Source organism: Brevundimonas intermedia (assembly GCF_004614235.1).
GTDB classification, from domain to species: Bacteria; Pseudomonadota; Alphaproteobacteria; order Caulobacterales; family Caulobacteraceae; genus Brevundimonas; species Brevundimonas intermedia_A.
Genome location: NZ_SPVH01000006.1, coordinates 836,832 through 858,655, shown reverse-complemented (window position 1 = coordinate 858,655; position 21,824 = coordinate 836,832). Strand labels below are relative to the sequence as shown.

At 68.0% G+C, this 21,824-nt stretch carries 23 protein-coding genes, 1 other RNA gene and 1 pseudogene; 16 read left to right on the top strand and 9 right to left on the bottom strand.

Features of this window, described 5'->3' with window-relative positions; translation table 11 throughout:
* The first annotated feature begins 2 nt into the window (after positions 1 to 2).
* From EGY25_RS10495 to EGY25_RS10475, 6 genes and pseudogenes are all read left to right on the top strand, one after another.
* Positions 3 to 317 carry a type II toxin-antitoxin system RelE/ParE family toxin gene (locus EGY25_RS10495; RefSeq protein WP_135194913.1) on the top strand — a complete coding sequence of 105 codons (315 nt, stop codon included), beginning with the start codon at positions 3 to 5 and terminating at the stop codon, positions 315 to 317.
* Positions 318 to 345: 28 nt separating this feature from the next.
* Positions 346 to 1,740, top strand: a complete 1,395-nt coding sequence (locus EGY25_RS10490; protein ID WP_135194912.1) for a cytochrome P450 — start codon at positions 346 to 348, stop codon at positions 1,738 to 1,740.
* A gap of 59 nt (positions 1,741 to 1,799) precedes the next feature.
* A pseudogene (locus EGY25_RS16955) lies at positions 1,800 to 1,943 on the top strand (hypothetical protein); the annotation flags it as partial.
* A gap of 52 nt (positions 1,944 to 1,995) precedes the next feature.
* On the top strand, positions 1,996 to 2,586 hold the full coding sequence (locus EGY25_RS10485; RefSeq protein WP_209308031.1) for a COG4705 family protein: 591 nt from the start codon (positions 1,996 to 1,998) through the stop codon (positions 2,584 to 2,586).
* Entirely contained in the window at positions 2,583 to 3,155 is a 573-nt protein-coding gene (locus EGY25_RS10480; protein ID WP_245159436.1) for a tyrosine-protein phosphatase, read from the top strand. Before EGY25_RS10485 ends, EGY25_RS10480 begins: the two co-directional genes overlap by 4 nt.
* A 63-nt stretch (positions 3,156 to 3,218) precedes the next feature.
* Complete coding sequence (locus EGY25_RS10475; RefSeq protein ID WP_245159435.1) at positions 3,219 to 4,295, top strand: glycosyltransferase family 4 protein; 1,077 nt, start codon at positions 3,219 to 3,221, stop codon at positions 4,293 to 4,295.
* Between the two features lie 4 nt (positions 4,296 to 4,299).
* On the opposite strand, the gene EGY25_RS10470 is transcribed toward EGY25_RS10475, so the two are convergent.
* The 7 genes from EGY25_RS10470 to EGY25_RS10440 form a co-directional block, all read right to left on the bottom strand.
* Positions 4,300 to 5,121, bottom strand: coding sequence for a TIGR00282 family metallophosphoesterase (locus tag EGY25_RS10470; RefSeq protein ID WP_135194910.1), 822 nt, complete (start codon positions 5,119 to 5,121; stop codon positions 4,300 to 4,302).
* Positions 5,118 to 5,537 carry a type II toxin-antitoxin system VapC family toxin gene (locus EGY25_RS10465; protein WP_245159434.1) on the bottom strand — a complete coding sequence of 140 codons (420 nt, stop codon included), beginning with the start codon at positions 5,535 to 5,537 and terminating at the stop codon, positions 5,118 to 5,120. Before EGY25_RS10465 ends, EGY25_RS10470 begins: the two co-directional genes overlap by 4 nt.
* A 3-nt stretch (positions 5,538 to 5,540) precedes the next feature.
* Positions 5,541 to 5,801, bottom strand: coding sequence for a type II toxin-antitoxin system VapB family antitoxin (gene vapB, locus EGY25_RS10460; RefSeq protein ID WP_280643949.1), 261 nt, complete (start codon positions 5,799 to 5,801; stop codon positions 5,541 to 5,543).
* A gap of 7 nt (positions 5,802 to 5,808) precedes the next feature.
* A complete protein-coding gene (locus tag EGY25_RS10455) occupies positions 5,809 to 6,366 on the bottom strand; it encodes a 5-formyltetrahydrofolate cyclo-ligase (protein ID WP_135194908.1) in 558 nt (185 codons plus the stop codon).
* Between the two features lie 145 nt (positions 6,367 to 6,511).
* A non-coding RNA gene (gene ssrS / locus EGY25_RS10450) (6S RNA) lies at positions 6,512 to 6,674 on the bottom strand.
* Between the two features lie 71 nt (positions 6,675 to 6,745).
* Entirely contained in the window at positions 6,746 to 7,066 is a 321-nt protein-coding gene (locus tag EGY25_RS10445) for a cell division protein ZapA (RefSeq protein ID WP_135194907.1), read from the bottom strand.
* Entirely contained in the window at positions 7,066 to 7,329 is a 264-nt protein-coding gene (locus EGY25_RS10440; protein WP_135194906.1) for a hypothetical protein, read from the bottom strand. Before EGY25_RS10440 ends, EGY25_RS10445 begins: the two co-directional genes overlap by 1 nt.
* Positions 7,330 to 7,424: 95 nt before the next feature.
* Between EGY25_RS10440 and tkt the strand changes: the two genes are divergently transcribed.
* From tkt to EGY25_RS10405, 7 genes are all read left to right on the top strand, one after another.
* The gene (gene tkt, locus EGY25_RS10435) at positions 7,425 to 9,416 is read left to right on the top strand and encodes a transketolase (protein WP_135194905.1); all 1,992 of its coding nucleotides are present in this window, start codon (positions 7,425 to 7,427) and stop codon (positions 9,414 to 9,416) included.
* Positions 9,416 to 10,192: a hypothetical protein gene (locus EGY25_RS10430; protein WP_135194904.1), complete on the top strand. Its 777-nt coding sequence runs from the start codon at positions 9,416 to 9,418 to the stop codon at positions 10,190 to 10,192. Before tkt ends, EGY25_RS10430 begins: the two co-directional genes overlap by 1 nt.
* Complete coding sequence (locus EGY25_RS10425) at positions 10,189 to 11,040, top strand: alpha/beta hydrolase (RefSeq protein WP_245159433.1); 852 nt, start codon at positions 10,189 to 10,191, stop codon at positions 11,038 to 11,040. The genes EGY25_RS10430 and EGY25_RS10425 overlap by 4 nt, the downstream gene beginning before the upstream one ends.
* Positions 11,037 to 11,429, top strand: coding sequence for a VOC family protein (locus tag EGY25_RS10420; protein WP_135194903.1), 393 nt, complete (start codon positions 11,037 to 11,039; stop codon positions 11,427 to 11,429). Before EGY25_RS10425 ends, EGY25_RS10420 begins: the two co-directional genes overlap by 4 nt.
* A 5-nt stretch (positions 11,430 to 11,434) precedes the next feature.
* Entirely contained in the window at positions 11,435 to 12,631 is a 1,197-nt protein-coding gene (gene purT, locus EGY25_RS10415; protein WP_135194902.1) for a formate-dependent phosphoribosylglycinamide formyltransferase, read from the top strand.
* Positions 12,632 to 12,889: 258 nt separating this feature from the next.
* Entirely contained in the window at positions 12,890 to 14,977 is a 2,088-nt protein-coding gene (locus EGY25_RS10410) for a carbon starvation CstA family protein (RefSeq protein WP_135194901.1), read from the top strand.
* Positions 14,970 to 15,206 carry a YbdD/YjiX family protein gene (locus EGY25_RS10405; protein ID WP_135194900.1) on the top strand — a complete coding sequence of 79 codons (237 nt, stop codon included), beginning with the start codon at positions 14,970 to 14,972 and terminating at the stop codon, positions 15,204 to 15,206. Before EGY25_RS10410 ends, EGY25_RS10405 begins: the two co-directional genes overlap by 8 nt.
* Before the next feature lies 1 nt (position 15,207).
* On the opposite strand, the gene EGY25_RS10400 is transcribed toward EGY25_RS10405, so the two are convergent.
* Positions 15,208 to 16,494: a S41 family peptidase gene (locus tag EGY25_RS10400; RefSeq protein ID WP_245159432.1), complete on the bottom strand. Its 1,287-nt coding sequence runs from the start codon at positions 16,492 to 16,494 to the stop codon at positions 15,208 to 15,210.
* 61 nt (positions 16,495 to 16,555) lie between these two features.
* A complete protein-coding gene (locus EGY25_RS10395) occupies positions 16,556 to 17,266 on the bottom strand; it encodes an SDR family NAD(P)-dependent oxidoreductase (RefSeq protein ID WP_135194899.1) in 711 nt (236 codons plus the stop codon).
* Between the two features lie 41 nt (positions 17,267 to 17,307).
* Between EGY25_RS10395 and EGY25_RS10390 the strand changes: the two genes are divergently transcribed.
* From EGY25_RS10390 to carB, 3 genes are all read left to right on the top strand, one after another.
* The gene (locus EGY25_RS10390; RefSeq protein WP_135194898.1) at positions 17,308 to 18,009 is read left to right on the top strand and encodes an HAD family hydrolase; all 702 of its coding nucleotides are present in this window, start codon (positions 17,308 to 17,310) and stop codon (positions 18,007 to 18,009) included.
* Positions 18,010 to 18,135: 126 nt separating this feature from the next.
* Entirely contained in the window at positions 18,136 to 18,450 is a 315-nt protein-coding gene (locus tag EGY25_RS10385) for a hypothetical protein (protein WP_236547491.1), read from the top strand.
* A gap of 25 nt (positions 18,451 to 18,475) precedes the next feature.
* Positions 18,476 to 21,775: a carbamoyl-phosphate synthase large subunit gene (carB, locus tag EGY25_RS10380; RefSeq protein WP_135194897.1), complete on the top strand. Its 3,300-nt coding sequence runs from the start codon at positions 18,476 to 18,478 to the stop codon at positions 21,773 to 21,775.
* The last annotated feature ends 49 nt before the right edge of the window (positions 21,776 to 21,824 follow it).

The following is a 21,824-nucleotide window of genomic DNA, read 5'->3' as shown; positions in this document are numbered from 1 at the left end:
CCGTGGCCGACTTTCGCATTCAGGAAGCGGCCAGTCGTCGGCTCGACGACATCTACACTTACAGCTGCGAGACCTGGGGCGAGGCGCAAGGGCAGGCCTACATCCGTCGCCTGTTCGCCTGTTTCGAGGACATTGCGGCCCGCCGGGTCGCATGGCGCACCATCCCGGCCGAGTTCGGCGTCGAGGGCTTCTACGTCCGCCGTGAACACCACTACGTCTATTGGCGCGTATTGTCGGACGGCGCCGTCGGGATCGTGACGATCCTGCATGAACGCATGCACCAGATCGAACGTTTCAGGGACGATGCGCCCGGCTGAACCGGCGATCTGCTTAAGGGACGGTCCTATGGACGCGACGACGGCCGACACCATCTTCCGCCCCGCCATACCGCCCCGGCGGAAGGGCAAGCCCCTGTCGCTGCTGCCCTTCCTGTGGATCAGCTGGCGCGACCCGATCCAGATGTGGTCCGAGCGGCATTTCACCGAGCCGCAACTGCACGGCAACTCGGCCTTCGGCGAGATCCTGGTGGTCAGCCACCCCGAAGGCGTCCGCCACGTCCTGACCGAGAACGCCGCCAACTATGAGAAGGGCGACCTGCAACGCCGGGTGCTGGGCCCCATGCTGGCCGAAGGCCTGCTGCTGACCGAGGGCGACACCTGGCGCCGCGCCCGCCGCATCCTGGCCCCGCTCTTCACCCCCGCCAAGATGGCGACGCTGAACGCCCGCATGGCCGAGGTCTGCCAGGCCCGCGTCGCCGGCTGGTCCCTGTCGGCGCGGGGACGCGTGCTGGATATCGACAGCGAGATGTCCGGCCTGACCTTCGACATCCTGTCGGCCACCATGTTCTCGGACGAGCTGGGCGGCGAGGCGCGCGGGTTCGAGCGCGCCCTGAACCAATTCCTGGCCAATGGCGCCCGCATCGACCCGCTGGACGTGCTGGGGGCCCCGGACTGGGCCCCGCGCCTGGGCCGCTTGGCCAGTTTCCGCTCGGCCCGCTTCTTCGAACAGCGCGTCACCACACTGGTCGAGGCGCGCCGCGCCCGGATCGAGACCGGAGACGCCCCGCCCGCCGACCTGCTCAGCGCCCTGCTGCTGGCCCGCGACGAGAACGGCGGACCCGGATTGAGCGATGAAGAAGTCGCCGCCAACATCCTGACCTTCATCCTGGCGGGGCACGAGACCACGGCCCGCGCCCTCGGCTGGACCCTGCACCTGTTGTCGCGCCAGCCCGAATACCTGGCTCGGCTCCAGGCCGAGGCCGACGCCTTCGACGTCTCCGATCCCAAATGGGCCGACGCCCTGCCCTGGACCCGCGCCGTGCTGGACGAGACCATGCGCCTGTTCCCGCCCGCCCCGACCATGGCGCGCAAGGCCCTGGCCGACGACGAGATCGGCGGCCAGCCGATCAAGGCCGGCACCACCGTCATCATCTCCCCTTGGATCCTGCAACGCCACAGCCTGCTGTGGGACGACCCCGACGCCTTCAAGCCGGAACGCTTTCTGCCCCAGAAACGCAAGTCCATCGACCGCTACGCCTACATCCCCTTCAGCGCCGGGCCCCGCGTCTGCATCGGCGCCGCCTTCGCCATCCAGGAGGCGATGATCGCCCTGGCCGCCATCTTGCGCGCCGCCGAGGTCGAGGCCCTGACCACCGTCGAACCCCGCCCGGTGCACCAGATCACCCTGCGCAGCCGCGAACCGATGCGACTGCGGCTGAGGGCGCGGCGCCGGGCCGTCTGACAGCCCAATCTTGGCCGCAAAGACGGCGCGTCGTGGGACGTCGAAACCGGATCGCCACGATGAGCACCACGCCCGCTGAACCGTCTGCCGCCGCGGCGGTGGACAAGGTGGCGAAGGTCACCTTGGCCTTCTGGTTGATGAAGATCTGCGCGACCACGGTCGGAGAGACCGGCGGCGACCTGGTGTCGATGACGCTGAAGGTCGGTTATGCCGTCAGTTCGCTGATCCTGCTGGGCTTCTTCGTGATCACCCTGCATGCAGCTGCGCGCGAAGCGATTTCATCCCGCCCTCTACTGGCTGGTGATCCTGCCCATCAGCACGGCAGGGACGACCCTGTCCGACTTCATGGATCGCAGCCTGGGCCTGGGCTACGCCACGGGCGCGACGATCATCGCCTGTGTCCTGATCGCCGTGCTGACGGCCTGGCGGCTGACCTATGGCTCGCTGAAGGTCGATCATATCCGCGAGCCGGAGGTGGAGATCTTCTATTGGCTGGCGATTTTGGCCTCGAACACCCTGGGGACGGCCTTGGGCGACTTTCTGGCCGACACCTCGGGCCTGGGTTATCTATGGAGCAATGTCCTGATCTCGGGCGGCGTCGCCTTGACCATCCTAGTCTGGAAGTTCACCAGCATCTCAACCACCGTCCTGTTCTGGATCGCCTTCGTCCTGACCCGACCCTTTGGAGCGACCATGGGCGACCTGCTGACGAAATCGCACGCCAAGGGCGGGCTGGACTTGGGCGCCATCGGATCGACGGCGGCGCTGCTGGGCCTGCTCGTGATGCTGCTGATCGCCACCACCGCCGACTATCGCAAATGGTTCACCGGAGCGCGCTCCGCGTGATCCGCCGCGTCTCACCCTTGAAGTTGGGGCTGATCTCGGCCGGGATCGCCCTCGTCTGCCTGATCGCCTACATCGGCACCGTCGCTTTAAGCGGCAATGTCCACACCGTCATTCCCGGCGAGCTCTATCGCGCCGGTCAGCCGCGTCCCGGACTGCTGGACCGGATGGAGCGCCAGCACGGCATCCGCACCGTGCTGAACCTGCGCGGTCCCAACCCCGGCTCGCCCTGGTACGATGACGAGGTCGCCGACAGTCGTCGCCTGGGCATCCAGCACATCAACTTCCGCATGTCGTCCAAGGAAGAACTGACGCCGCAGGAGGTCCACACCCTGATCGCCATCATGCGCGATGCGCCGAAACCCTTGCTGATCCACTGCGCCGGCGGATCGGATCGCACGGGTCTGGCGTCGGCCTTCTACGTCGCCGCCGTATCCCGAGGCGGCGAGACGCGCGCCGAGGACCAGTTGTCGCTGCGCTTCGGCCATATCGCCCTGCCCAATCTGGACGCCTACGCCATGAACCGCATCTTTGAGCGGATGGAGCCGGAACTGGGCTATCCCAACAGTTAGAAGCGTCGCCGTCCCGCCATGAACTGTCTATAAGGCGCGCGGTCCTCCCATCGGAACTCGCCCTTGCGCACCGCCGTCCTGCTCCCTCCGGGATGCCTGTTTTCCGAAGCCCAGCCCAACTCGATGGAGACCGTCGTGCGGACGATGGCGGGCGTCGATCAGGGCGGCGAGACGCGCATCTTCTGCTGTAGCGGGGCGGACGATCACAATGCGCCGGGCGTGGACGCCCTGCCCCCCGGCCGCATCCGCATTCCCACCCTGATCGAACGGCTGCGGGCCTTTCGACCCGACGTGATCGAACATCATCAGCAGGTGAAACAGGCGATGGCGGTGCAGCAGGCCCTGCCCGGCACGCCCCACCTGCTCTATCGCCACAACGCCCTGCGCCCGCCGCGCCACCCCATCGACCGCTGGCGTTACAGAGCGCGCTATGAGCGTCTGGACGGCCTGGTCTTCGTCAGCATAGCCGAGCGCGACGCCTTCGTGCGCACCTTCCCCGATCTGGACGACCGGGCGTTCGCCGTGCCCAACCCCATCGAAGCGAGCGCCTGGCTGGCCTCGCCCGAGAACCGAGAACCGGTGATCGCCTTCGCCGGGCGCGCCATGCCTGAGAAGGGCGTCGATGTCCTGTGCGCCGCCCTGCCCGCCGTGCTGGACGCCCACCCCGACTGGCGCGCCGTGCTGATGCTGAACGACTGGGACGACCACGCGCGCTGGGCGGCCCGGCACGTCGCGCCGCTGGAACCCTATGGCGACCGGGTCGAGGTGCTGAAGTCCGCGCCCTTGGCCGAGGTCCGGCGACGGATGCAGTCGGCGGCCATCGCCCTGACGCCGTCCGTCTGGGACGAGCCGTTCGGACTGACGGCGATCGAGGCCCATGCGGCTGGCGCAGCCCTGATCTCCTCCGGCCGAGGCGGCCTGCGCGAAGCCAGCGGGCCGCACGCCCTATATGTCGATGCGGTGACGCCCCGGACGCTGGCGGCGGCGATGAAACGGCTGATCTCGACGCCCGAGGAACGGCTGGCCCTGGCGCGCGCGGGCCAGGCCTATGTCCTGGCGACCCATACGCCCCAGCGGCGTGCGGCGAATCTTCAGGCCGTTCGCCGCACCCTGATCGAACGCCGCCGGGGCGCCGCCTGACGCCTTAGAGCACCGGCACCGCCTGGGACAGGCGCCCGCCGACGCGGATCGGCTCGACGCGCGTCGCCAGCCCGGTCTTGTCGTCCGTCTCCACGAACACGCCGCACACCGTCGCCGGCCCGGACGCGGGCATGTAGCGCCCGCCCGAGATGCGGGTGGTGAAGCGCCGCAGCGGCTCTTCCTTCTCGTTGCCGATGACGCTGTCATAGTCGCAGCAACCGCCGGCGTCGGTCTGATAGGCCGTGCCGCCGGGCAGGATTTGGCAGTCGGCAGTCGGGACGTGGGTGTGGGTGCCGACGACCAGCGAAGCGCGACCGTCGCAGAAATGCCCCATGGCCATCTTCTCGGACGTGACCTCGGCATGCATGTCGACGATCACCGCGTCGGCTACGGCGCCCAGAGGCGCGGCCGCCAGCTCGCGCTCAACCGCGCCGAACGGATCGTCCATCGGGTCCATATGCACCCGGCCCAGCACGTTCATGACCAGGACGGTGCGGCCCGAATGGGTCTCGAACAGATTTGCCCCAGCGCCGGGCGCATCCATCAGGCGCGGATAGTTGGCCGGCCGGATCAGGCGCGGCTCGCGCACGATATAGGTCAGGGCCTCGCGCTGGTCCCAGCTGTGGTTGCCCAGCGTCAGGCAGTCGGCGCCGGCCATGAACAGCTCGCGCGCCGTATTCTCGGTGATGCCGAACCCGCCTGCGGCGTTCTCCGCATTGATCACCACGAAGTCGAGCTTCAGGTCGCGCTTCAGGCCCGGAAGATGATCGCTGATCCCGTCACGGCCGGACTTGCCGATGACGTCCCCGAAAAATGCCAGTCTCATTCGTGAAAGCCTTGTCCCTGGCCAAGCCAGTTTTCGACCAGCAGGCCCTCGACACGCGAGAACTCCCGGACGTTCGCCGTTACGACCGTAAGGCCAAGGCTACGTGCCTGGCCGGCCAATAGAGTATCAAGCGGCCCGATCTTCTGGCCGCTGCGTTCCAAGCTCGCGCGGATATCCGATGCATGGGCTGCGGCAGCTTCGTCGAAGTCCAGAAGGTCAAGTCGGGAACGGAACCGCAGCAGTTCTTCGTGCCGCATACCTGGATCGTAAGACTTGGCGACGCCTACCAAAAGCTCCGTGAGGGTGACGGTGGAAAGGGCGATCCGACCAACGGATGCTGCGAAGCGCTCACGCAGGTCCGGCGCGCGCCGGCGCAATACGTGGATGCAGATATCTGCATCAAGCAGGTAGTCCATCACTCAGAGCGGCTCACGTTCCGGCCATTCGCCTTGAGGCTCGCGATCCGGCCAGTCCGGGATGCCGGGCCGGTCGAAGAAGTCGTCCCACAATGCGTTCACCGGCACCAGGCGCAGGCTCTTGCCCTCCTTGATGACGCGAAGCTCCTTCACGTCGTCGGGAAAGGCCACGGCCTTGGGCAGCCGCACAGCCTGCGAGCGATTGGACTTGAAGACCGTGGCTTTCAGCGGGGGGCTCATGGCGTCGATATCGGCTGGCGGCACGTATATGTCAATGGGATATGCCAAAGTCCGCGTAGCTCGCCTCGGTCAGAACCCCATGCAGTCGGATGTCATGCGCTTCCAGCTCAAGCCGCTCGACCTTCTGGCCGGCATAGGCGAAGCCGATGCGCAGCGCGTCGGGGCGAGCGGCGAAGGTGCGGTCGTAATAGCCGCCGCCCTGACCCAGGCGCCCACCCCGATCGTCATACGCCAGCAGGGGCGTCAGGATCAGGTCGGGCGTGACGACCTGCGCCAGCGGCAGGGGCGCGGGGCATCCGGCGGCGTCCAGTTCCAGCGGCTCGCCCGGCGACCAGGCGCGAAACTCCATGGGGGCGTCGCGCTGGACCACCACCGGCAGGCATAGCCGACGGCCCGCGGCCTCCAGCGCCACGGCCAGGGCGTCGGCATCCAGCTCGGACCCCATGGCGCGATAGAGGGCGACGATCTCGGCGGGCGGCAGGGCGTCCACATGATCCGCCGCGCGTGAGGCCGCCAGGGGATCGGTCTCGGCCAACCGTTTGCGTAGCGCCCGTGCGGCGGACCGCAGCTCATGCTTGTCCTGAATCATTAGGCCACCCCTATCCGACGCGTCAAACAAAGCGAGATGCGCGCGCTCCAGCAGGGAGCGACCGCATCGCAAGAGATAGCGCACAAACGTGCTCAAGCAGCGAGCCGCCGCGCGGCGAGCGATAACACAAAAAAAGAGAGAGGTTGGCGGCGCCGCAAGAACCGTGAAGGGCGTTTAAATCCTCTCGAACCTGGGTAGCCAGGTGGGCTCCATATGCCCAGGCCCTCAAGCCCGGACAGGGACAGATCCCTTTGAGTGAATTAAGGTCGCGAGGAAATGTATGCCTTCGACGTGGGCCGCAGCAAGACCCGCCGTCGAGCAAGATAGGCCTTCGCCTCGGCTTGCGCCAGCCTGCGTCGAATCTTTGATCAGATACCGATCAGATGCCCTGGGCGATCTTCTCGATCCGGGCGGCGACGGCGTTCAGCGCCTCGGCGACCCCGTCCGTCGAGGCCGGCGCCGGGGCCAGGGTGGACGGCCCCGCCTTGCCGCCGTTCAGGCGCGCCTCGTGCAGTTCGTCGGCCAGAATCAGGGCCGACATCAGGAACAGCCGCAGGTCCCCGACATGCCCCACGTCCTGGGCCACCTGGCGCACCTGGTTGTCGAACTGTTTGGCCAGGATGCGGACCCGCTCCTCCTGCCCGTCGGCGCACCCCACCGCATAGGGCCGCCCGTTGACCTCTACCGTCACCGTCGCCATCAGCCGGCCTCGCTTTCGGCCAACACGCCGCGCACGGCCTCGGCCGCGCGAGCCAGGGCGTCGGAGGCCTCGCGTCCTGCGGCCTCCAACTCGGCGACGCGCTGATCGGCGGCCCCCGAATCCGAAGGACGAGGCGCGAACAGGTCGTCGTCCGCAATCGCGGGCGCCGAGGCGGGGCGCGCCTTCAGCTCCAGGATCTTGCGTTCCAGTTCGGCCAAGGCGCGGTCGATACGCGCCCGTGCGGCCGTGGTGGCGTCTGCCATCGGTCGCTCCTTCAAATTGCGTATAGAACCCGAGGACGCGCCGGGGTAAAGCGGCGCGCCCCCTTTTTCCGCCGTCCCATACAGAGGTCTCCACCGTGACCGACGCCAAAACCGCACCAAAGGCCACGCCCGAGCAGATGGCGAACGCCATCCGCGTCCTCGCCATGGACGGGGTCGAGAAGGCCAAGTCGGGCCACCCCGGCATGCCCATGGGCATGGCCGACGTCGCCACGGTGTTGTTTTCCAAGTTTCTGAAGTTCGACGCGTCGCGCCCCGACTGGGCCGACCGTGACCGCTTCATCCTGTCGGCGGGCCACGGCTCGATGCTGATCTACGCCCTGTTGCACCTGACCGGCTACAAGGCCGCGACCAAGGAAGAACTGTCGAACTTCCGCCAGTGGGGCTCCAAGACCGCCGGTCACCCGGAATACGGCCACATGCCCGGCGTCGAGGTCACCACCGGCCCCCTGGGCCAGGGCCTGGCCACCTCGATCGGCTTCGCGATGGCCGAGCGTCACCTCGCCGCCAAATACGGCGACGACCTGGTCGACCACCGCACCTGGGTCGTCGCCGGCGACGGCTGCCTGATGGAAGGCGTCAGCCAGGAAGCCATCGCCCTGGCCGGCCGCTATCGCCTGAACAAGCTGACCGTCCTGTGGGACGACAACGAGATCACCATCGACGGCAAGGTCTCCCTGTCCGACGCCACCGACCAGAAGGCCCGCTTCAAGGCCGCCGGCTGGGCGGTCAAGGCCATCGACGGCCATGACATGAACGCCATCAAGGCCGCCCTGAAATGGGCCACGCGTCAGGACAAGCCGACCCTGATCGCCTGCAAGACCAAGATCGGCAAGGGCGCCGCCACCATGGAAGGCAGCCACAAGACCCACGGCGCGGCCCTGGGCGCCGCCGAGATCGCCGCCACCCGTCTGGGCCTGGCCTGGGATCACGAACCCTTCGAAATGCCGGCGACCATCGCCGACGCCTGGGCCAAGGTCGGGCGTCGCGGCGCCAAGGACCGCAAGAAGTGGGAAGCCCGCCTCGCCGCCTCGGCCCAGGCCGCCGACTTCACCCGCGCCATGAAGGGCGACCTGCCCGAGGGCGCCTTCGACGCCCTGAACGCCAAGATCGCCGAACTGATCGAGACCCAGCCGGCCCAGGCTACGCGCCAGTCGTCGGGCGCCGCCCTGGACCAGGTCTTCGCCTCCATCCCCGAACTGGTCGGCGGCTCGGCCGACCTGACCGGCTCGAACAACACCTTCGTCGCCGGCACCCCGATCCTGGACGCGCCGTCGTATGAGGGTCGCTACGTCAACTGGGGCATCCGCGAGTTCGGCATGGCCGCTGCCATGAACGGCCTGGCCCTGCACGGCGGGGTCATCCCCTACGCCGGGACCTTCATGGTCTTCTCGGACTACAGCCGACCGGCCATCCGCCTGGGCGCCCTGATGGGCGTCCGCGCCATCCACGTCCTGACGCACGATTCCATCGGCCTGGGCGAGGACGGCCCGACGCACCAGCCGGTCGAACACCTGGCGGCGCTTCGCGCCATCCCCAACCTGCTGGTCTTCCGCCCCGCCGATACGGTCGAGGCCATGGAATGCTGGAAGATCGCGCTGGAGACCAAGACCGCCCCCTCGGCCATGGCCCTGTCGCGCCAGAAGACCCCGGCCGTCCGCACCGTCGCGGCGACTGAGAACCTGTCAGCCAAGGGCGCCTATGAGATCAAGGCGGCGAACGGAGAGGCCAAGGCCACCCTGTTCGGCACCGGCACGGAACTGGCCCTCGCCCTGAAGGCCGCCGAGACGCTGGAAGCCGAAGGCACGCCGACCCGCGTCGTCTCCGTCCCCTGTTTCGAACTGTTCGAGCAACAGGACGCCGCCTACCAGGCCTCGGTCATCGGCCGCGGCACCGTGCGCGTTGCGGTGGAAGCCGCGATCAAACAGGGCTGGGAACGGTTCATCGGCGAAGACGGCGCCTTCATCGGCATGACCGGCTTCGGCGCCTCGGCCCCAGCCGAAGTCCTGTACGACAAGTTCGGCATCACCGCCGAGGCCGTCGTCGCGGCGGTCAAGGCGCGGCTGTAATGATCGCCTCGGCGGGCCTGACCTTCCTGCTGCTGATCGGTGGCGCATCGGAGAGTCAGGCCCCCGCCAGCCGCCTGATCGGACGGCCGGATACGGTCGAGGGCGTCGAAGTCCTGCCCCGACTGACCGGCGACGACCGCGCCGCGCGGCAATTCGAACACCTGACCGGCGCTTTGGACGATACCGGCGCGTCCGAGCGGACGCACTGCATGGCGACCGCGCCTGAACGGTCGCAGTGGTCGCGCCGCGTCTCGGTCCCCATGTCCGGCCCCAGGTTCGCCAGCCTTGTGATCCACGATGTCGCGTCCTGCAGCGACGCCCCGCCTAACGCCACCGAGCTGCGGATGACCTACGACCTGACCACCGGCGACACGATCGACTGGTCGAATGTTCTGCCCTTGGAACTGATCGAGCCTCGGGACCAGGCCGACACCCTGGATTTTGTCTACGAGGCCACCGTGCGATCCAAGGTGCTGATCGCCTGGCATGCCGAACATGTTCTGGCGTCGATGGACGCCCAGACACGCGCGAACTGTGGGGGGCGCATCCTCGACCAGTCCCAAACGGGCGGACTTCGCATCTGGCTGGACGCCGAGCGAGGCGGCCTGGCCATCGCGCCGGCTCTGATGGGGCAAGACGCCGCCTGCGCCCAGAGCAGTATCATGCCGACCGAAGAACTGCGCCGACGGGGCGCTGCCGACGAACTGGTCGACGCCATCGACGCCGCCGAACGCGACAGGGGTTGGGCGGCTCATTCTTCGGAGTTGCCGATTTGATAGCCCTTGCCTTGCGCGCCCTGGCCCTGTCGGCGGGCCTGAGCGTCCTGCCGACCATCGCTCTCGCCCAGACTGCCTCGGAAGCAACCCCCGCCGAAACCCCCATCGTCATCGGCCGGTCCTACACCCTGCCCTCGGCCATCATGGGCGCGACGCGGGAAATCAACGTCTGGCTGCCCCCCGGCTATGCCGACAGCGGCCAGACCTACCCCGTCCTTTATGTCCTGGACGGCGGTCAGGATCAGGACTTCCACCACATCTCGGGCCTGGCCCAGCTCGGGACCGTCGCCGGCACGACCCGCGACGTGATCGTGGTCGGCATCGCCTCGGTGGATCGTCGCAACGAACTGGCCCTGCCGACGCAAGATCCCGACCTGATCGCCCGCTATCCGACCCAGGGCCATTCGGATCGCTTCCGCCGCTTCGTGGCCGAAGAGGTCCAGCCCTTCGTCGAAACCCGCTTCCGCACCAGCGGCGAGACGGCGCTGATGGGCGAGTCCCTCGCTGGCCTGTTCGTGGTCGAGACCTTTCTCAAGGAACCGCAGATGTTCGACGCCTATGTCGCCGTCAGCCCCAGCCTGTGGTGGGACGGCGGCGTTCTGGCGCGTCAGTCCGGCGCCCGCCTGCGCGATCAGTCGAACGACCCCCGCACCCTGATCCTGACCCTGGGCGACGAGGGCCCCGAGATGCAGGCCCCTATGGACGTCCTGACCGCCAATCTGCGCGACCACGCCCTGCCCGGCCTGAGCTGGAGCTTCACGCCCCGCCCGACCGAGACCCACGCCACCATCTACCACGGCGCCGCGCTGGACGCCTTCCGCCGCCTCTATGCGGTTCCGGCCCCATGAGCCGTATCGGCGCCGTCAGCCTGCTAGTCCACGACTATGACGCGGCCATCGCCTTCTATGTCGGCACGCTGGGTTTCGACCTCAGCGAGGATACCGACATGGGCGGCGGCAAACGCTGGGTGCGCGTCACCCCCAAAGGCGGCGAAACCAGCCTGCTGCTCGCCCGCGCCACGACCGACGCCCAGAAGGCCCAGGTCGGAAACCAGGCCGGCGGCCGCGTCTGGCTGTTCCTCGAAACCGACGACCTGATGCGCGACCACGCCGCCTGGCTTGCCGCCGGCGTTCACTTCCGCGAAACCCCGCGACATGAGACCTATGGCAAGGTGGCGGTCTTCGAAGACCTCTACGGAAACGCCTGGGACCTGATCGAACCCGCTACCGGAGCCTGACCGCGATGAAACTCGGCACCCCGCTTTCCGACACCGCTGTCCGCGTCATGCTGCTGGGCGCGGGCGAACTGGGCAAGGAGGTCGCTATCGAGCTTCAGCGGCTGGGCGTCGAGGTCGTCGCCGTGGACCGCTATCCCAACGCCCCGGCCATGCAGGTGGCGCACCGCAGCCACGTCATCCCCATGACCGACCCCCAGGTGCTGAACGGCCTGATCATGGCCGAGGCCCCGCACTTCATCGTGCCCGAGATCGAGGCCATCGCCACCGAGGTCCTGACCGACATCGAGGCCGCCGGCATGGCCGTGGTCATCCCCACCGCCCGCGCCGTGCAACTGACCATGAACCGCGAGGGCATCCGCCGCCTGGCCGCCGAGGACCTGGGCCTGCCCACCAGCCCCTACGCCTTCGCCGGCAGCGCCGAGGAACTGGCGGCCGGCGCCGAAACCGTCGGCTACCCCTGTTTCGTCAAACCGGTCATGTCGTCGTCCGGCAAGGGGCAATCCTTCGTCGAAAGCGCCGATGAGATCGCCGACGCCTGGACCTATGCGCAAGACAGCGGCCGCGTCGCCGGCGCCCGCGTCATCGTCGAGGGCCGCATCGACTTCGATTTTGAGATCACGCTTCTGACCGTCCGCTCGCGCGCCGCCGACGGGTCGACCCGCACGGACTTCTGCGCCCCCATCGGCCACCGCCAGGTCAAGGGCGACTACGTCGAAAGCTGGCAGCCCCAGGCCATGACCCCCGCAGCGCTGGCCGCCTCGCAAGACATCGCCGGCAAGGTCACGGACGCCCTGGGCGGTCTCGGCGTCTTCGGCGTCGAACTATTCGTCAAGGACGACCAGGTCTGGTTCTCCGAGGTCTCGCCCCGCCCCCACGACACGGGCTTGGTCACCCTGGCCAGCCAGACGATGAGCGAGTTCGCCCTCCACGCCCGCGCCATCCTGGGCCTGCCCGTCGACGTCACCCTGCGCGAACCCGCCGCCAGCGCCGTCATCTACGGCGGCCTGGAGGCCCAGGGCGTCGCCTTCGAAGGCGTCGCCGAAGCCCTCTCCGTCCCCACCGCCGACCTGCGCCTCTTCGGCAAACCCGAAGCCTTCGACCGCCGCCGCATGGGCGTCGCCACCGCCCGCGGCGCCGACGTCGATGAAGCCCGCGAACGGGCGCGCGAAGCGGCCGGGCGGGTCAAGGTGGTCCGGGCTTAGCACCATCGTCTCCTCCCCGCTTTGCGGGGAGGGGGACCGCGCGAAGCGTGGTGGAGGGGCTCTTGAAGTCCCACAAACGCCTGTGATGCGTCGCAGAACCCCTCTGTCACGGCGCGAAGGAGCCGCGCCACCTCCCCGCTCCGCAGGGAGGAGACTTGTGATCCTGCATTTCTACGACTTTAGTCGATTGGCCTTGTCCCGCATTGTGGTGCAAACCAACGGCGAGGGCCGCAGTCAGCCGGCCGGGAGGGATCTGTCGTGGGCAAACTCAGCACACCCATAATTTTCGGCGCCATCGCCATACTGGGGGCCGTGTCCCTCGGCGTCATCGCCCTGCATCAGGGCGAGAGCATCAGCGCGGTCTGGATGGTTGTCGCCGCCGTCTGCACCTACGCCATCGCCTATCGGTTCTACGCCCGCTTCCTGGCCAACAAGGTGCTGAAGCTGGACGCCGCGCGTCTGACGCCGGCCATGCGCCGCAATGACGGGCTGGACTATGTGCCGACGCCCCGCAACGTCCTGTTCGGTCACCACTTCGCCGCCATCGCCGGCGCGGGGCCGCTGGTCGGGCCGGTGCTGGCCGCCCAGATGGGCTATCTGCCCGGCGTGCTGTGGATCCTGGTCGGCGTGGTTCTGGCGGGCGCGGTGCAGGACATGATCGTCCTGTTCATGTCCACCCGTCGCGACGGCAAGTCGCTGGGCGACATGATCCGCACCGAGATGGGCACCATCCCCGGCATCATCGCCCAGGTCGGCGTGCTGATGATCATGGTCATCATCCTGGCCGTTCTGGCCCTGGTCGTGGTCAAGGCCTTGGCGGAAAGCCCGTGGGGCACCTTCACCGTCGCCGCCACCATTCCCATCGCCATCTTCATGGGCCTGTACACCCGCTATCTGCGGCCCGGCCGCGTGGGCGAGATTTCGGTCATCGGCGTCGTCCTGCTGATCCTGGCCATCATCGGCGGGGGCCATGTCGCGGCCGATCCGTTCTGGGGCCCGGCCTTCACCCTGACCGGCCCGACCCTGGCCATCCTGATGATGGTCTATGGCTTCATCGCCTCGGTCATTCCGGTCTGGCTGCTGCTGGCGCCGCGCGACTATCTGTCGACCTTCCTGAAGATCGGCGCGATCGTGGCCCTGGCCATCGGCATCCTGATCGTGCGTCCGCACCTGCAGATGCCGGCCATCACCCCCTTCATCGACGGCACCGGCCCTGTCTTCGCCGGCGCCCTGTTCCCCTTCCTGTTCATCACCATTGCTTGCGGAGCGGTCTCAGGCTTCCACGCCCTGATCTCGTCGGGCACCACGCCCAAGCTGCTTGAGAACGAGAATCAGATCCCGCTGATCGGCTACGGCGCCATGCTGTGCGAAAGCTTCGTCGCCGTCATGGCCCTGATCGCCGCCACGGTGCTGGACCCGGCGGTCTATTTCGCCATGAACAGCCCGGTCGCCATCATCGGCAACGATGCGGTCTCGGCCGCCGCCGCGGTCGCCCAGTGGGGCTTCCACATCACCCCCGGAGAGCTTGAGCAACTGGCCCGAGACGTGGGCGAGAACTCGATCCTGTCGCGCGCGGGCGGCGCCCCGACCCTGGCGGTCGGCATGGCCCACATCCTGTCCAGCGTCATCGGCGGCAAGGCCATGATGGCCTTCTGGTATCACTTCGCCATCCTGTTCGAGGCCTTGTTCATCCTGACCACGGTCGACGCCGGCACCCGCGTGTGCCGCTTCATGATCCAGGATCTGCTGGGCGTCGCCGTGCCCAAGATGCGCGAGACCAAGTCCTGGAGCGCCAACGTCGTCGCCACGGCCCTGACGGTCGGCCTGTGGGGGTATTTCCTCTACACCGGCGTGGTCGATCCGCTGGGCGGCATCAACAGCCTGTGGCCTCTGTTCGGCATCGCCAACCAGATGCTGGCCGCCGTCGCCCTGATCCTGGGCACCGTCGTCCTGTTCAAGATGAAGCGCGAGAGATACGCTTGGGTCACCATGGTCCCGGCGACCTGGCTGTTGATCTGCACCCTGACGGCCGGCTTGCAGAAGCTGTTCCACCCGGAAGTCCGCATCGGCTTCCTGGCCCACGCCCGCAGGTATCAGGAGGCCCTGGGCGCCGGCGAGCTGATCGCCCCGGCCAAGAGCATCGGCGACATGCACCGCATCATCGTCAACGACTACGTCAACTCCACGCTGACGGCGGGCTTCCTGTTCGTGGTGGTCACCATGGTGATCTACGGCGTGCTGGCGTGCCGCAAGGCCTACCGCAACAACCGGCCGACCGTGCGCGAATATCCCGAAGCGCACGACCTGACGCCGGCCGACGAAGCGGCGGACATCGCCCGTGCCTAGTCCTCAAACCCAGGACGACCTGCTCTGCCTGTGCCGCGACACCGCCCTGCGGTGGGGTCGCGGCGTCAGGCGCACGGCGGGCGCCATGATCGGCCAGCCGGACTACGACGCCTACGTCGCCCATGCGACCGCGACCCACGCCGACCAGCCGCCGCTGGACAAGACGGCCTTCTTCCGCCTGCACGAACAGCGCCGTTTCGGCGGCGCCGGCGGCTTCAAATGCTGCTGATCTAGATGCCGCTGGCGGGGGTGTCGGCCCTGGCCCTATCTGGGTTATCCCGATCCTCCGCCTGAAGCGCGGCGATGGCGGCCTCCAGCGCGGGGTCGTCGCCGGCGCGGCGCTGGGCCACGGTGCGCGGCGCGGCGATGTCGGGCGTGACGCCCCGCTTCTCCAGCCGCATGCCGCCCGAGGTCACGAAGTCCGCCCGGCTGAGCGTCAGCTTCCCACCGTCGGGCAGGTTGGTCTCCTGCGCGATCAGGACCGATCCCCCCGTCTTCTCGCCGACCACGATCCCGCGCCGCGCCTCCTGCAGGGCCGCCGGCGTCAGTTCCGCCGCGCTGCGACTGCCCTGGTCCACCAGCACCGCGACGTCGTTCGCCAAGGGATCGCGTCGATCGCCGCAGTCGCCCGCCGCCCGCAGCACCACCGCCCGGCCGCTGCGTCCCCGCCGCGTGGCCCAGGCCTGATTGGCGGGCAGGAAACAGGTCAGGACGGCCTCGGCCTCCATCAAACGACCACCCGGATTGCCGCGCAGGTCCAGCACCACGTCGATATCGGCCGGCAGGCCTTCCAACTCGCTGCCCATCCACGCGCCCAGCCCCTTGTCGAACTGCTCGACCCGCAGGACCAGCACGCCCGGTCGTGACTTGTCCGCCGTGAACGGCTCGACCGCGTCCATCACGCGCGGGGTCAGGGCGGTCTCGTGCCGCTGGCCTTTCTCGTCCGTCAGGACCAGTCGCACCGGCTGTCCTTCGTGCGTCTCGACATCCGGCCCCCAGGGCCGACCATCGACCGAGTTCAGCGACCAGCCCAGTTGCACCCCCGCCTCCTCGGCCGGCGAACCGGGCCGGATGCGTTCGACGGTCCAGTCGTCGGGCGTCTCGCCCCGCATCAACGTCAGGCCCATGACGGCGCGCCGCGCGAACTGGGCCTCTTGGCGCCGAACCGCAGCCGGCGGACTGGCGGCGGCGTGCCCGTCGTCCAGCAAATCGAGCATCACGTTGATGACCCGATACAGCCCCCGCTCGTCGGTCGCCGCCAAGGCCTGGGGCCGGAACTGCACCCGCGCCGCATTCCAGTCCACGCCGTGCAGGGTCGGGTCGTAATAGCCGCGCCGGACCTCGCTCCACACCCGGTCGAACACCCGCTGGTTCAGGCGCGCGCGGTCTCGCGTCTGGGGCGCGGCCATGGACTGGATAGACACAGTAGCGCCGGCCGGCTGGGCCGCTGCCGGCCCGCTCAACGGCAGGCCGAGCAACAAGAGGCTGAAAAGCCGGACGGAAACTCTGACGCGCATGGACGGCATCTGACGCCAGACGCCCCTTTGGCTCAAGTCACGACTGCGCGTTATTGGCGCGTCATTCCGGCACCCGCGCCCCGTCCCAGGCGAAGACACCGCCGCTGTCGGCCGGCGTCAGGCCCGACAGAACCGCCAGCAGCCGCTCTGCGGAATGGTCGGCCGTGAACAGCCGCCCCTCGGCCACCCCCTTCTGGAACGGCGCGCTCAGACCCGTGTCCACCGTGCCGGGATGCAAGCCGGCGATCACCGCCTGCGGGTGGCTGCGCCCCATCTCGATCGCCAGATTGCGCAGGATCATGTTCAGCGCCGCCTTGGATGCACGATACGCGTGCCAGCCGCCCAGCCGATTGTCAGAAATCGACCCCCCCCGCGCCGACAGGGCCGCAAACACCGCCCGCCGATCCCGCGGCATCAATGGCAACAGGTGCTTGGCCGCCAGCGCCGGTCCGACGGCGTTGACCCGGTAGTCCCGCAGCATGTGATCCGCATCGAGCTGGCGCAGACTGCGCTCCGGCTGAAACCCGTCGTGCAGCACGCCGGTCGCGACCACGATCAGGGTCGGCGCCGCCCCCTGGCCGATCCGTTCGGCGGCGCGGGCCAGCCCAGCCTCCTCCTCCAGATCGGCAGCCAGGCCTTGCGCGCCCGCCACGTCCGCGCCCGACCGCGACGCGGCCCAGACCGTCTCGAACGCTCCGCCGCTCACGATCCGTTCGACCATCGCCCGGCCGATGCCGCCCGTCGCCCCGATCACCACTGCCGATCCGTTCATCGCGTCTCCCCTCCGCATTCATCCCATGATAGGGGCGCGGCATGAGCATCACCACGGTCGGCCTCGATGCCGACGACACCCTTTGGCACAACGAGACGATCTTCCGCCTGACCCATGCGCGGTTCGTCGATCTGCTGGCCGATCACGGCGACACGCCGACCATCGAGGCGCGTCTCGCCGAGACCGAACAGCGCAACCTGCGCCTCTATGGTTATGGTGTGAAGGGCTTCACCCTGTCGATGATCGAGACGGCGATGGAGCTGACGGGCGGCGAGGCCCCGCCCCATGTCGTGCGCGAGATCCTGGCGGCCGGCCGCGAGATGCTGGCCCACCCCGTCGAGACCCTGCCCGGCGTGGACGAGGTCATCGCCGAACTGTCCGAGAAATACCGCCTGGTCCTGATCACCAAGGGCGACCTGCTGGACCAGGAACGCAAGCTGGCCGCCTCGGGCCTTGGCGACCGGTTCAGCGCCGTCGAGATCGTGTCCGAGAAGGACCGCGCCACCTACGACCGCGTCTTCAACCGCCACGGAACAGGTCCCGCCGACGCCGTCATGGCCGGCAATTCGATGAAGTCCGACGTCCTGCCTGCCATCGCCGCCGGCGCCTTCGGCGTCCACATCCCCTACCACGTCACCTGGGCCCACGAACTGGCCGACGCCCCCGTGAACGAGCCCCGCTACGTCTCCCTGGCCCGCATCGGCGAACTGCCCGACTGGATCGCGGCGAGCGCGGACGCATAAGGTCTTGCCCCCCCGCCCCTCCCTCTCTAAACGGGCCGCTTAACCGACAAGCAGACGTGAGCGTCGCAGGGCCAGGCTCTGCGGGGACTTCTCGCGCGCGTAGAGAACGAAGGACGACGCAGCCCCTTGGACGCCTCGGACATCAGTCATGACGAACGCGACGCCATGGTGCGCGCGGCGCTGGCCGAACAGGGCGACAGCGGCGTGACCCCGCGTCACACGCGATTCTACTTCTATGGCGAAGGCGACCACGGCGACCTGAACGAGGTCGCGCGTCGCGCCGGCTTCCTGACCGGCGGCGCCGACGACTCCACCACACTTGAGACCACCATGGCGGTGGACGAGGCGTCGTTCGCCGCGACCTCCGCCATGATGCAGACCTGGGCCGCAGCGTTTCAGCTGGACTACGACGGCTGGGACTGCGCGGTCGTGACCCATTAGCGTTCAATAAGAAGAAGAGCTGGCGATGCCCAAGCGCACAGACATCCAATCCATCCTCATCATCGGCGCCGGCCCGATCGTCATCGGCCAGGCGTGCGAGTTCGACTATTCCGGCGTTCAGGCGTGCAAGGCGCTGAAGGCCGAGGGCTACCGGGTCATCCTGGTCAACTCGAACCCCGCCACCATCATGACGGACCCGGAGGTGGCCGACGCCACCTATATCGAGCCGATCACGCCCGAGATGGTCGAGAAGATCATCGCCAAGGAACGCCCTGACGCGCTTCTGCCCACCATGGGCGGCCAGACCGCGCTGAACACCGCCCTGGCCCTGGACGCCTCGGGCGCGCTGAAGAAGTACGGCGTCGAGATGATCGGGGCGAAGGCCGACGTGATCGACAAGGCCGAGGATCGCCAGAAATTCCGTGACGCCATGGATAAGCTGGGTCTCGAATCGCCCCGCTCCAAGGCCGCCCATTCCATGGAAGAGGCGCTGGAGGGGCTGGAGTTCGTCGGCTTGCCCGCCGTCGTCCGCCCGTCCTTTACGCTCGCCGGCACCGGCGGCGGCATCGCCTTCAACCGCGAGGAGTTCGAGGAGATCGTGCTGCGCGGCCTCGACCTGTCGCCGACGACCGAAGTGCTGATCGAAGAATCCGTCCTGGGCTGGAAGGAATACGAGATGGAGGTCGTCCGCGACACGGCGGACAACTGCATCATCATCTGCTCGATCGAGAACATCGACCCGATGGGCGTCCACACGGGCGACAGCATCACCGTCGCCCCCGCCCTGACGCTGACCGACAAGGAATATCAGCGGATGCGGACCGGCTCGATCAACGTCCTGCGCGAGATCGGCGTCGAGACCGGCGGATCGAACGTCCAGTGGGCCATCAATCCGGCCGACGGCCGCATGGTGGTGATCGAGATGAACCCGCGCGTGTCGCGCTCGTCCGCCCTGGCGTCCAAGGCCACCGGCTTCCCCATCGCCAAGGTCGCCGCGCGTCTGGCCGTCGGCTACACCCTGGACGAACTGACCAACGACATCACCCAGGTCACGCCGGCCTCGTTCGAGCCCAGCATCGACTATGTCGTCACCAAGATCCCGCGCTTCGCCTTCGAGAAATATCCCGGCTCGGAGCCCCTGCTGGGCACCTCGATGAAGTCGGTGGGCGAGGTCATGGCCATCGGCCGCACCTTCCAGGAATCGATGCAGAAGGCCCTTCGCGGGCTTGAGACCGGCCTGTCCGGCTTCGACGAGATCGAGATCGAAGGCGTCGCCGATGTCGAGGACGCCGGCGCCGCCCGCGCCGCCGTGATCCGCGCACTGGGCATCCCGACGCCCGACCGCATCCGCGTCATCGCCCAGGCCTTCCGCCACGGCCTGACGGTGGAAGAGGTCAACGCCGCCTGTTCCTACGAGCCCTGGTTCCTGCGCCAGATCGCCGACATCGTGCGCGAGGAAGGCCACATCCGGGTCAAGGGGCTGCCGACCGATCCGACCGAGTTCCGCCGCCTGAAGGCCAAGGGCTTCTCCGACGCCCGCCTGGCGCAACTGACCGGCGCGACCGAAAAGACCGTGCGTCTGGCCCGTCGCGGCCTGAACGTGCGCCCGGTGTTCAAGCGGATCGACACCTGCGCGGCCGAATTCGCCAGCGCCACCGCCTATATGTATTCGACCTATGAGACCGGCGCCCTGGGCCAGATTCCCGAGTGCGAGTCCGAACCGACGAACAAGAAGAAGGCCATCATCCTGGGCGGCGGTCCGAACCGGATCGGCCAGGGGATCGAGTTCGACTACTGCTGCTGCCACGCGGCCTTCGCCTTCGCCGACATCGGCGTCGAGTCGATCATGGTCAACTGCAACCCCGAGACCGTCTCGACCGACTACGACACCTCCGACCGGCTGTATTTCGAGCCGCTGACGGAAGAGGACGTGCTGGAACTCATCGAGGTCGAGCGTTCGAATGGCGACCTGATCGGCTGCGTCGTCCAGTTCGGCGGCCAGACCCCGCTGAAGCTGGCCCACGCCCTGCAGGAAGACGGCATCCCGGTGTTGGGCACATCCGTCGACTCCATCGACCTGGCCGAGGACCGCGAACGCTTCCAGCAAATGCTGGAAGGCATCGGCCTGCGCCAGCCGCCCAACGGCCTGGCCCGTTCGGCCGAAGAAGCCGCCCAGAAGGCCGAAGAGGTCGGCTATCCCGTCGTCCTACGTCCCTCCTACGTCCTGGGCGGTCGCGGCATGATGATCGTCCACGACCGCGAGCAGTTGGACCGCTACGTCCATGAGGCCATGCGCGTTTCGGGCTCGGACCCCGTCCTGATCGACCATTATCTGAACCGCGCCACCGAGGTGGATGTGGACGCCCTGTGCGACGACGAGACGGTCTTCGTCGCCGGGGTTCTGGAACATATCGAGGAAGCCGGCGTCCACTCAGGCGACAGCGCCTGCTCCATGCCGCCCTGGTCCCTGTCGGCCGAGACGGTGGCCGAGCTGAAGCGTCAGACCACCGAAATGGCCAAGGCCCTGAAGGTGCGCGGCCTGATGAACGTCCAGTTCGCCATCGAAGAACCGCACAGCGAGAACCCGCGCATCTTCGTGCTGGAGGTCAACCCGCGCGCGTCCCGCACCGCGCCCTTCGTGGCCAAGACCATCGGCCAGCCGATCGCCTCCATCGCCGCCAAGGTCATGGCCGGGGTGCCGCTGAAATCCTTCGGCCTGACGGACAAGCCCTACGACCATATCGCGGTCAAGGAAGCCGTCTTCCCCTTCGCCCGTTTCGCCGGGGTCGACACCATCCTGGGCCCGGAAATGCGTTCGACCGGCGAGGTCATGGGCCTGGACTGGAAGCGTGAGGGCGAGGCCGACATGGCCCCCGCCTTCGCCCGCGCCTTCGCCAAGTCCCAGATCGGGGGCGGCGTCACCCTGCCGACCTCGGGCTGCGCCTTCATCTCGGTCAAGGACGAGGACAAGGCCTTCATCGTCGATGCCGCCAGGACGCTTCTGGCCGAAGGCTTCACCCTGATCGCCACCGGCGGCACCCACAGCTATCTGGTCGAACAGGGGCTGGAGGTCGGCCTGGTCAAGAAGGTGCTGGAAGGCCGCCCGCACATCGTGGACGCCATGAAGAACGGCGAGGTCCACCTGGTCTTCAACACCACCTCGGGCAAACAGTCGCTGCAGGACAGCTTCTCCCTGCGCCGCACCGCCCTGATGATGAAGATCCCCTACTACACCACCACCGCCGGCGCCCTGGCCGCCGCCCAGGCCATCGGCGCCATCAAGGCCGGCGACCTGGATGTCCGACCGATCCAGGATTACGCCTGACGTTGACGAAATCTCCGGCTTTCGGCCACACGCTGCGAATGCGTAGCGG

What these genes read in the sequence shown, in the direction of transcription:
- EGY25_RS10490 (WP_135194912.1), top strand. Translation starts at nt 346, where the DNA reads ATGGACGCGACGACGGCCGACACCATCTTCCGCCCCGCCATACCGCCC.
- EGY25_RS10485 (WP_209308031.1), top strand. Translation starts at nt 1,996, where the DNA reads ATGCAGCTGCGCGCGAAGCGATTTCATCCCGCCCTCTACTGGCTGGTG.
- EGY25_RS10470 (WP_135194910.1), bottom strand. Translation starts at nt 5,121, where the DNA reads ATGAGACTGGCATTTTTCGGGGACGTCATCGGCAAGTCCGGCCGTGAC.
- EGY25_RS10465 (WP_245159434.1), bottom strand. Translation starts at nt 5,537, where the DNA reads ATGGACTACCTGCTTGATGCAGATATCTGCATCCACGTATTGCGCCGG.
- EGY25_RS10455 (WP_135194908.1), bottom strand. Translation starts at nt 6,366, where the DNA reads ATGATTCAGGACAAGCATGAGCTGCGGTCCGCCGCACGGGCGCTACGC.
- EGY25_RS10445 (WP_135194907.1), bottom strand. Translation starts at nt 7,066, where the DNA reads ATGGCGACGGTGACGGTAGAGGTCAACGGGCGGCCCTATGCGGTGGGG.
- EGY25_RS10440 (WP_135194906.1), bottom strand. Translation starts at nt 7,329, where the DNA reads ATGGCAGACGCCACCACGGCCGCACGGGCGCGTATCGACCGCGCCTTG.
- EGY25_RS10430 (WP_135194904.1), top strand. Translation starts at nt 9,416, where the DNA reads ATGATCGCCTCGGCGGGCCTGACCTTCCTGCTGCTGATCGGTGGCGCA.
- EGY25_RS10420 (WP_135194903.1), top strand. Translation starts at nt 11,037, where the DNA reads ATGAGCCGTATCGGCGCCGTCAGCCTGCTAGTCCACGACTATGACGCG.
- purT (WP_135194902.1), top strand. Translation starts at nt 11,435, where the DNA reads ATGAAACTCGGCACCCCGCTTTCCGACACCGCTGTCCGCGTCATGCTG.
- EGY25_RS10400 (WP_245159432.1), bottom strand. Translation starts at nt 16,494, where the DNA reads ATGCGCGTCAGAGTTTCCGTCCGGCTTTTCAGCCTCTTGTTGCTCGGC.
- EGY25_RS10395 (WP_135194899.1), bottom strand. Translation starts at nt 17,266, where the DNA reads ATGAACGGATCGGCAGTGGTGATCGGGGCGACGGGCGGCATCGGCCGG.
- EGY25_RS10390 (WP_135194898.1), top strand. Translation starts at nt 17,308, where the DNA reads ATGAGCATCACCACGGTCGGCCTCGATGCCGACGACACCCTTTGGCAC.
- carB (WP_135194897.1), top strand. Translation starts at nt 18,476, where the DNA reads ATGCCCAAGCGCACAGACATCCAATCCATCCTCATCATCGGCGCCGGC.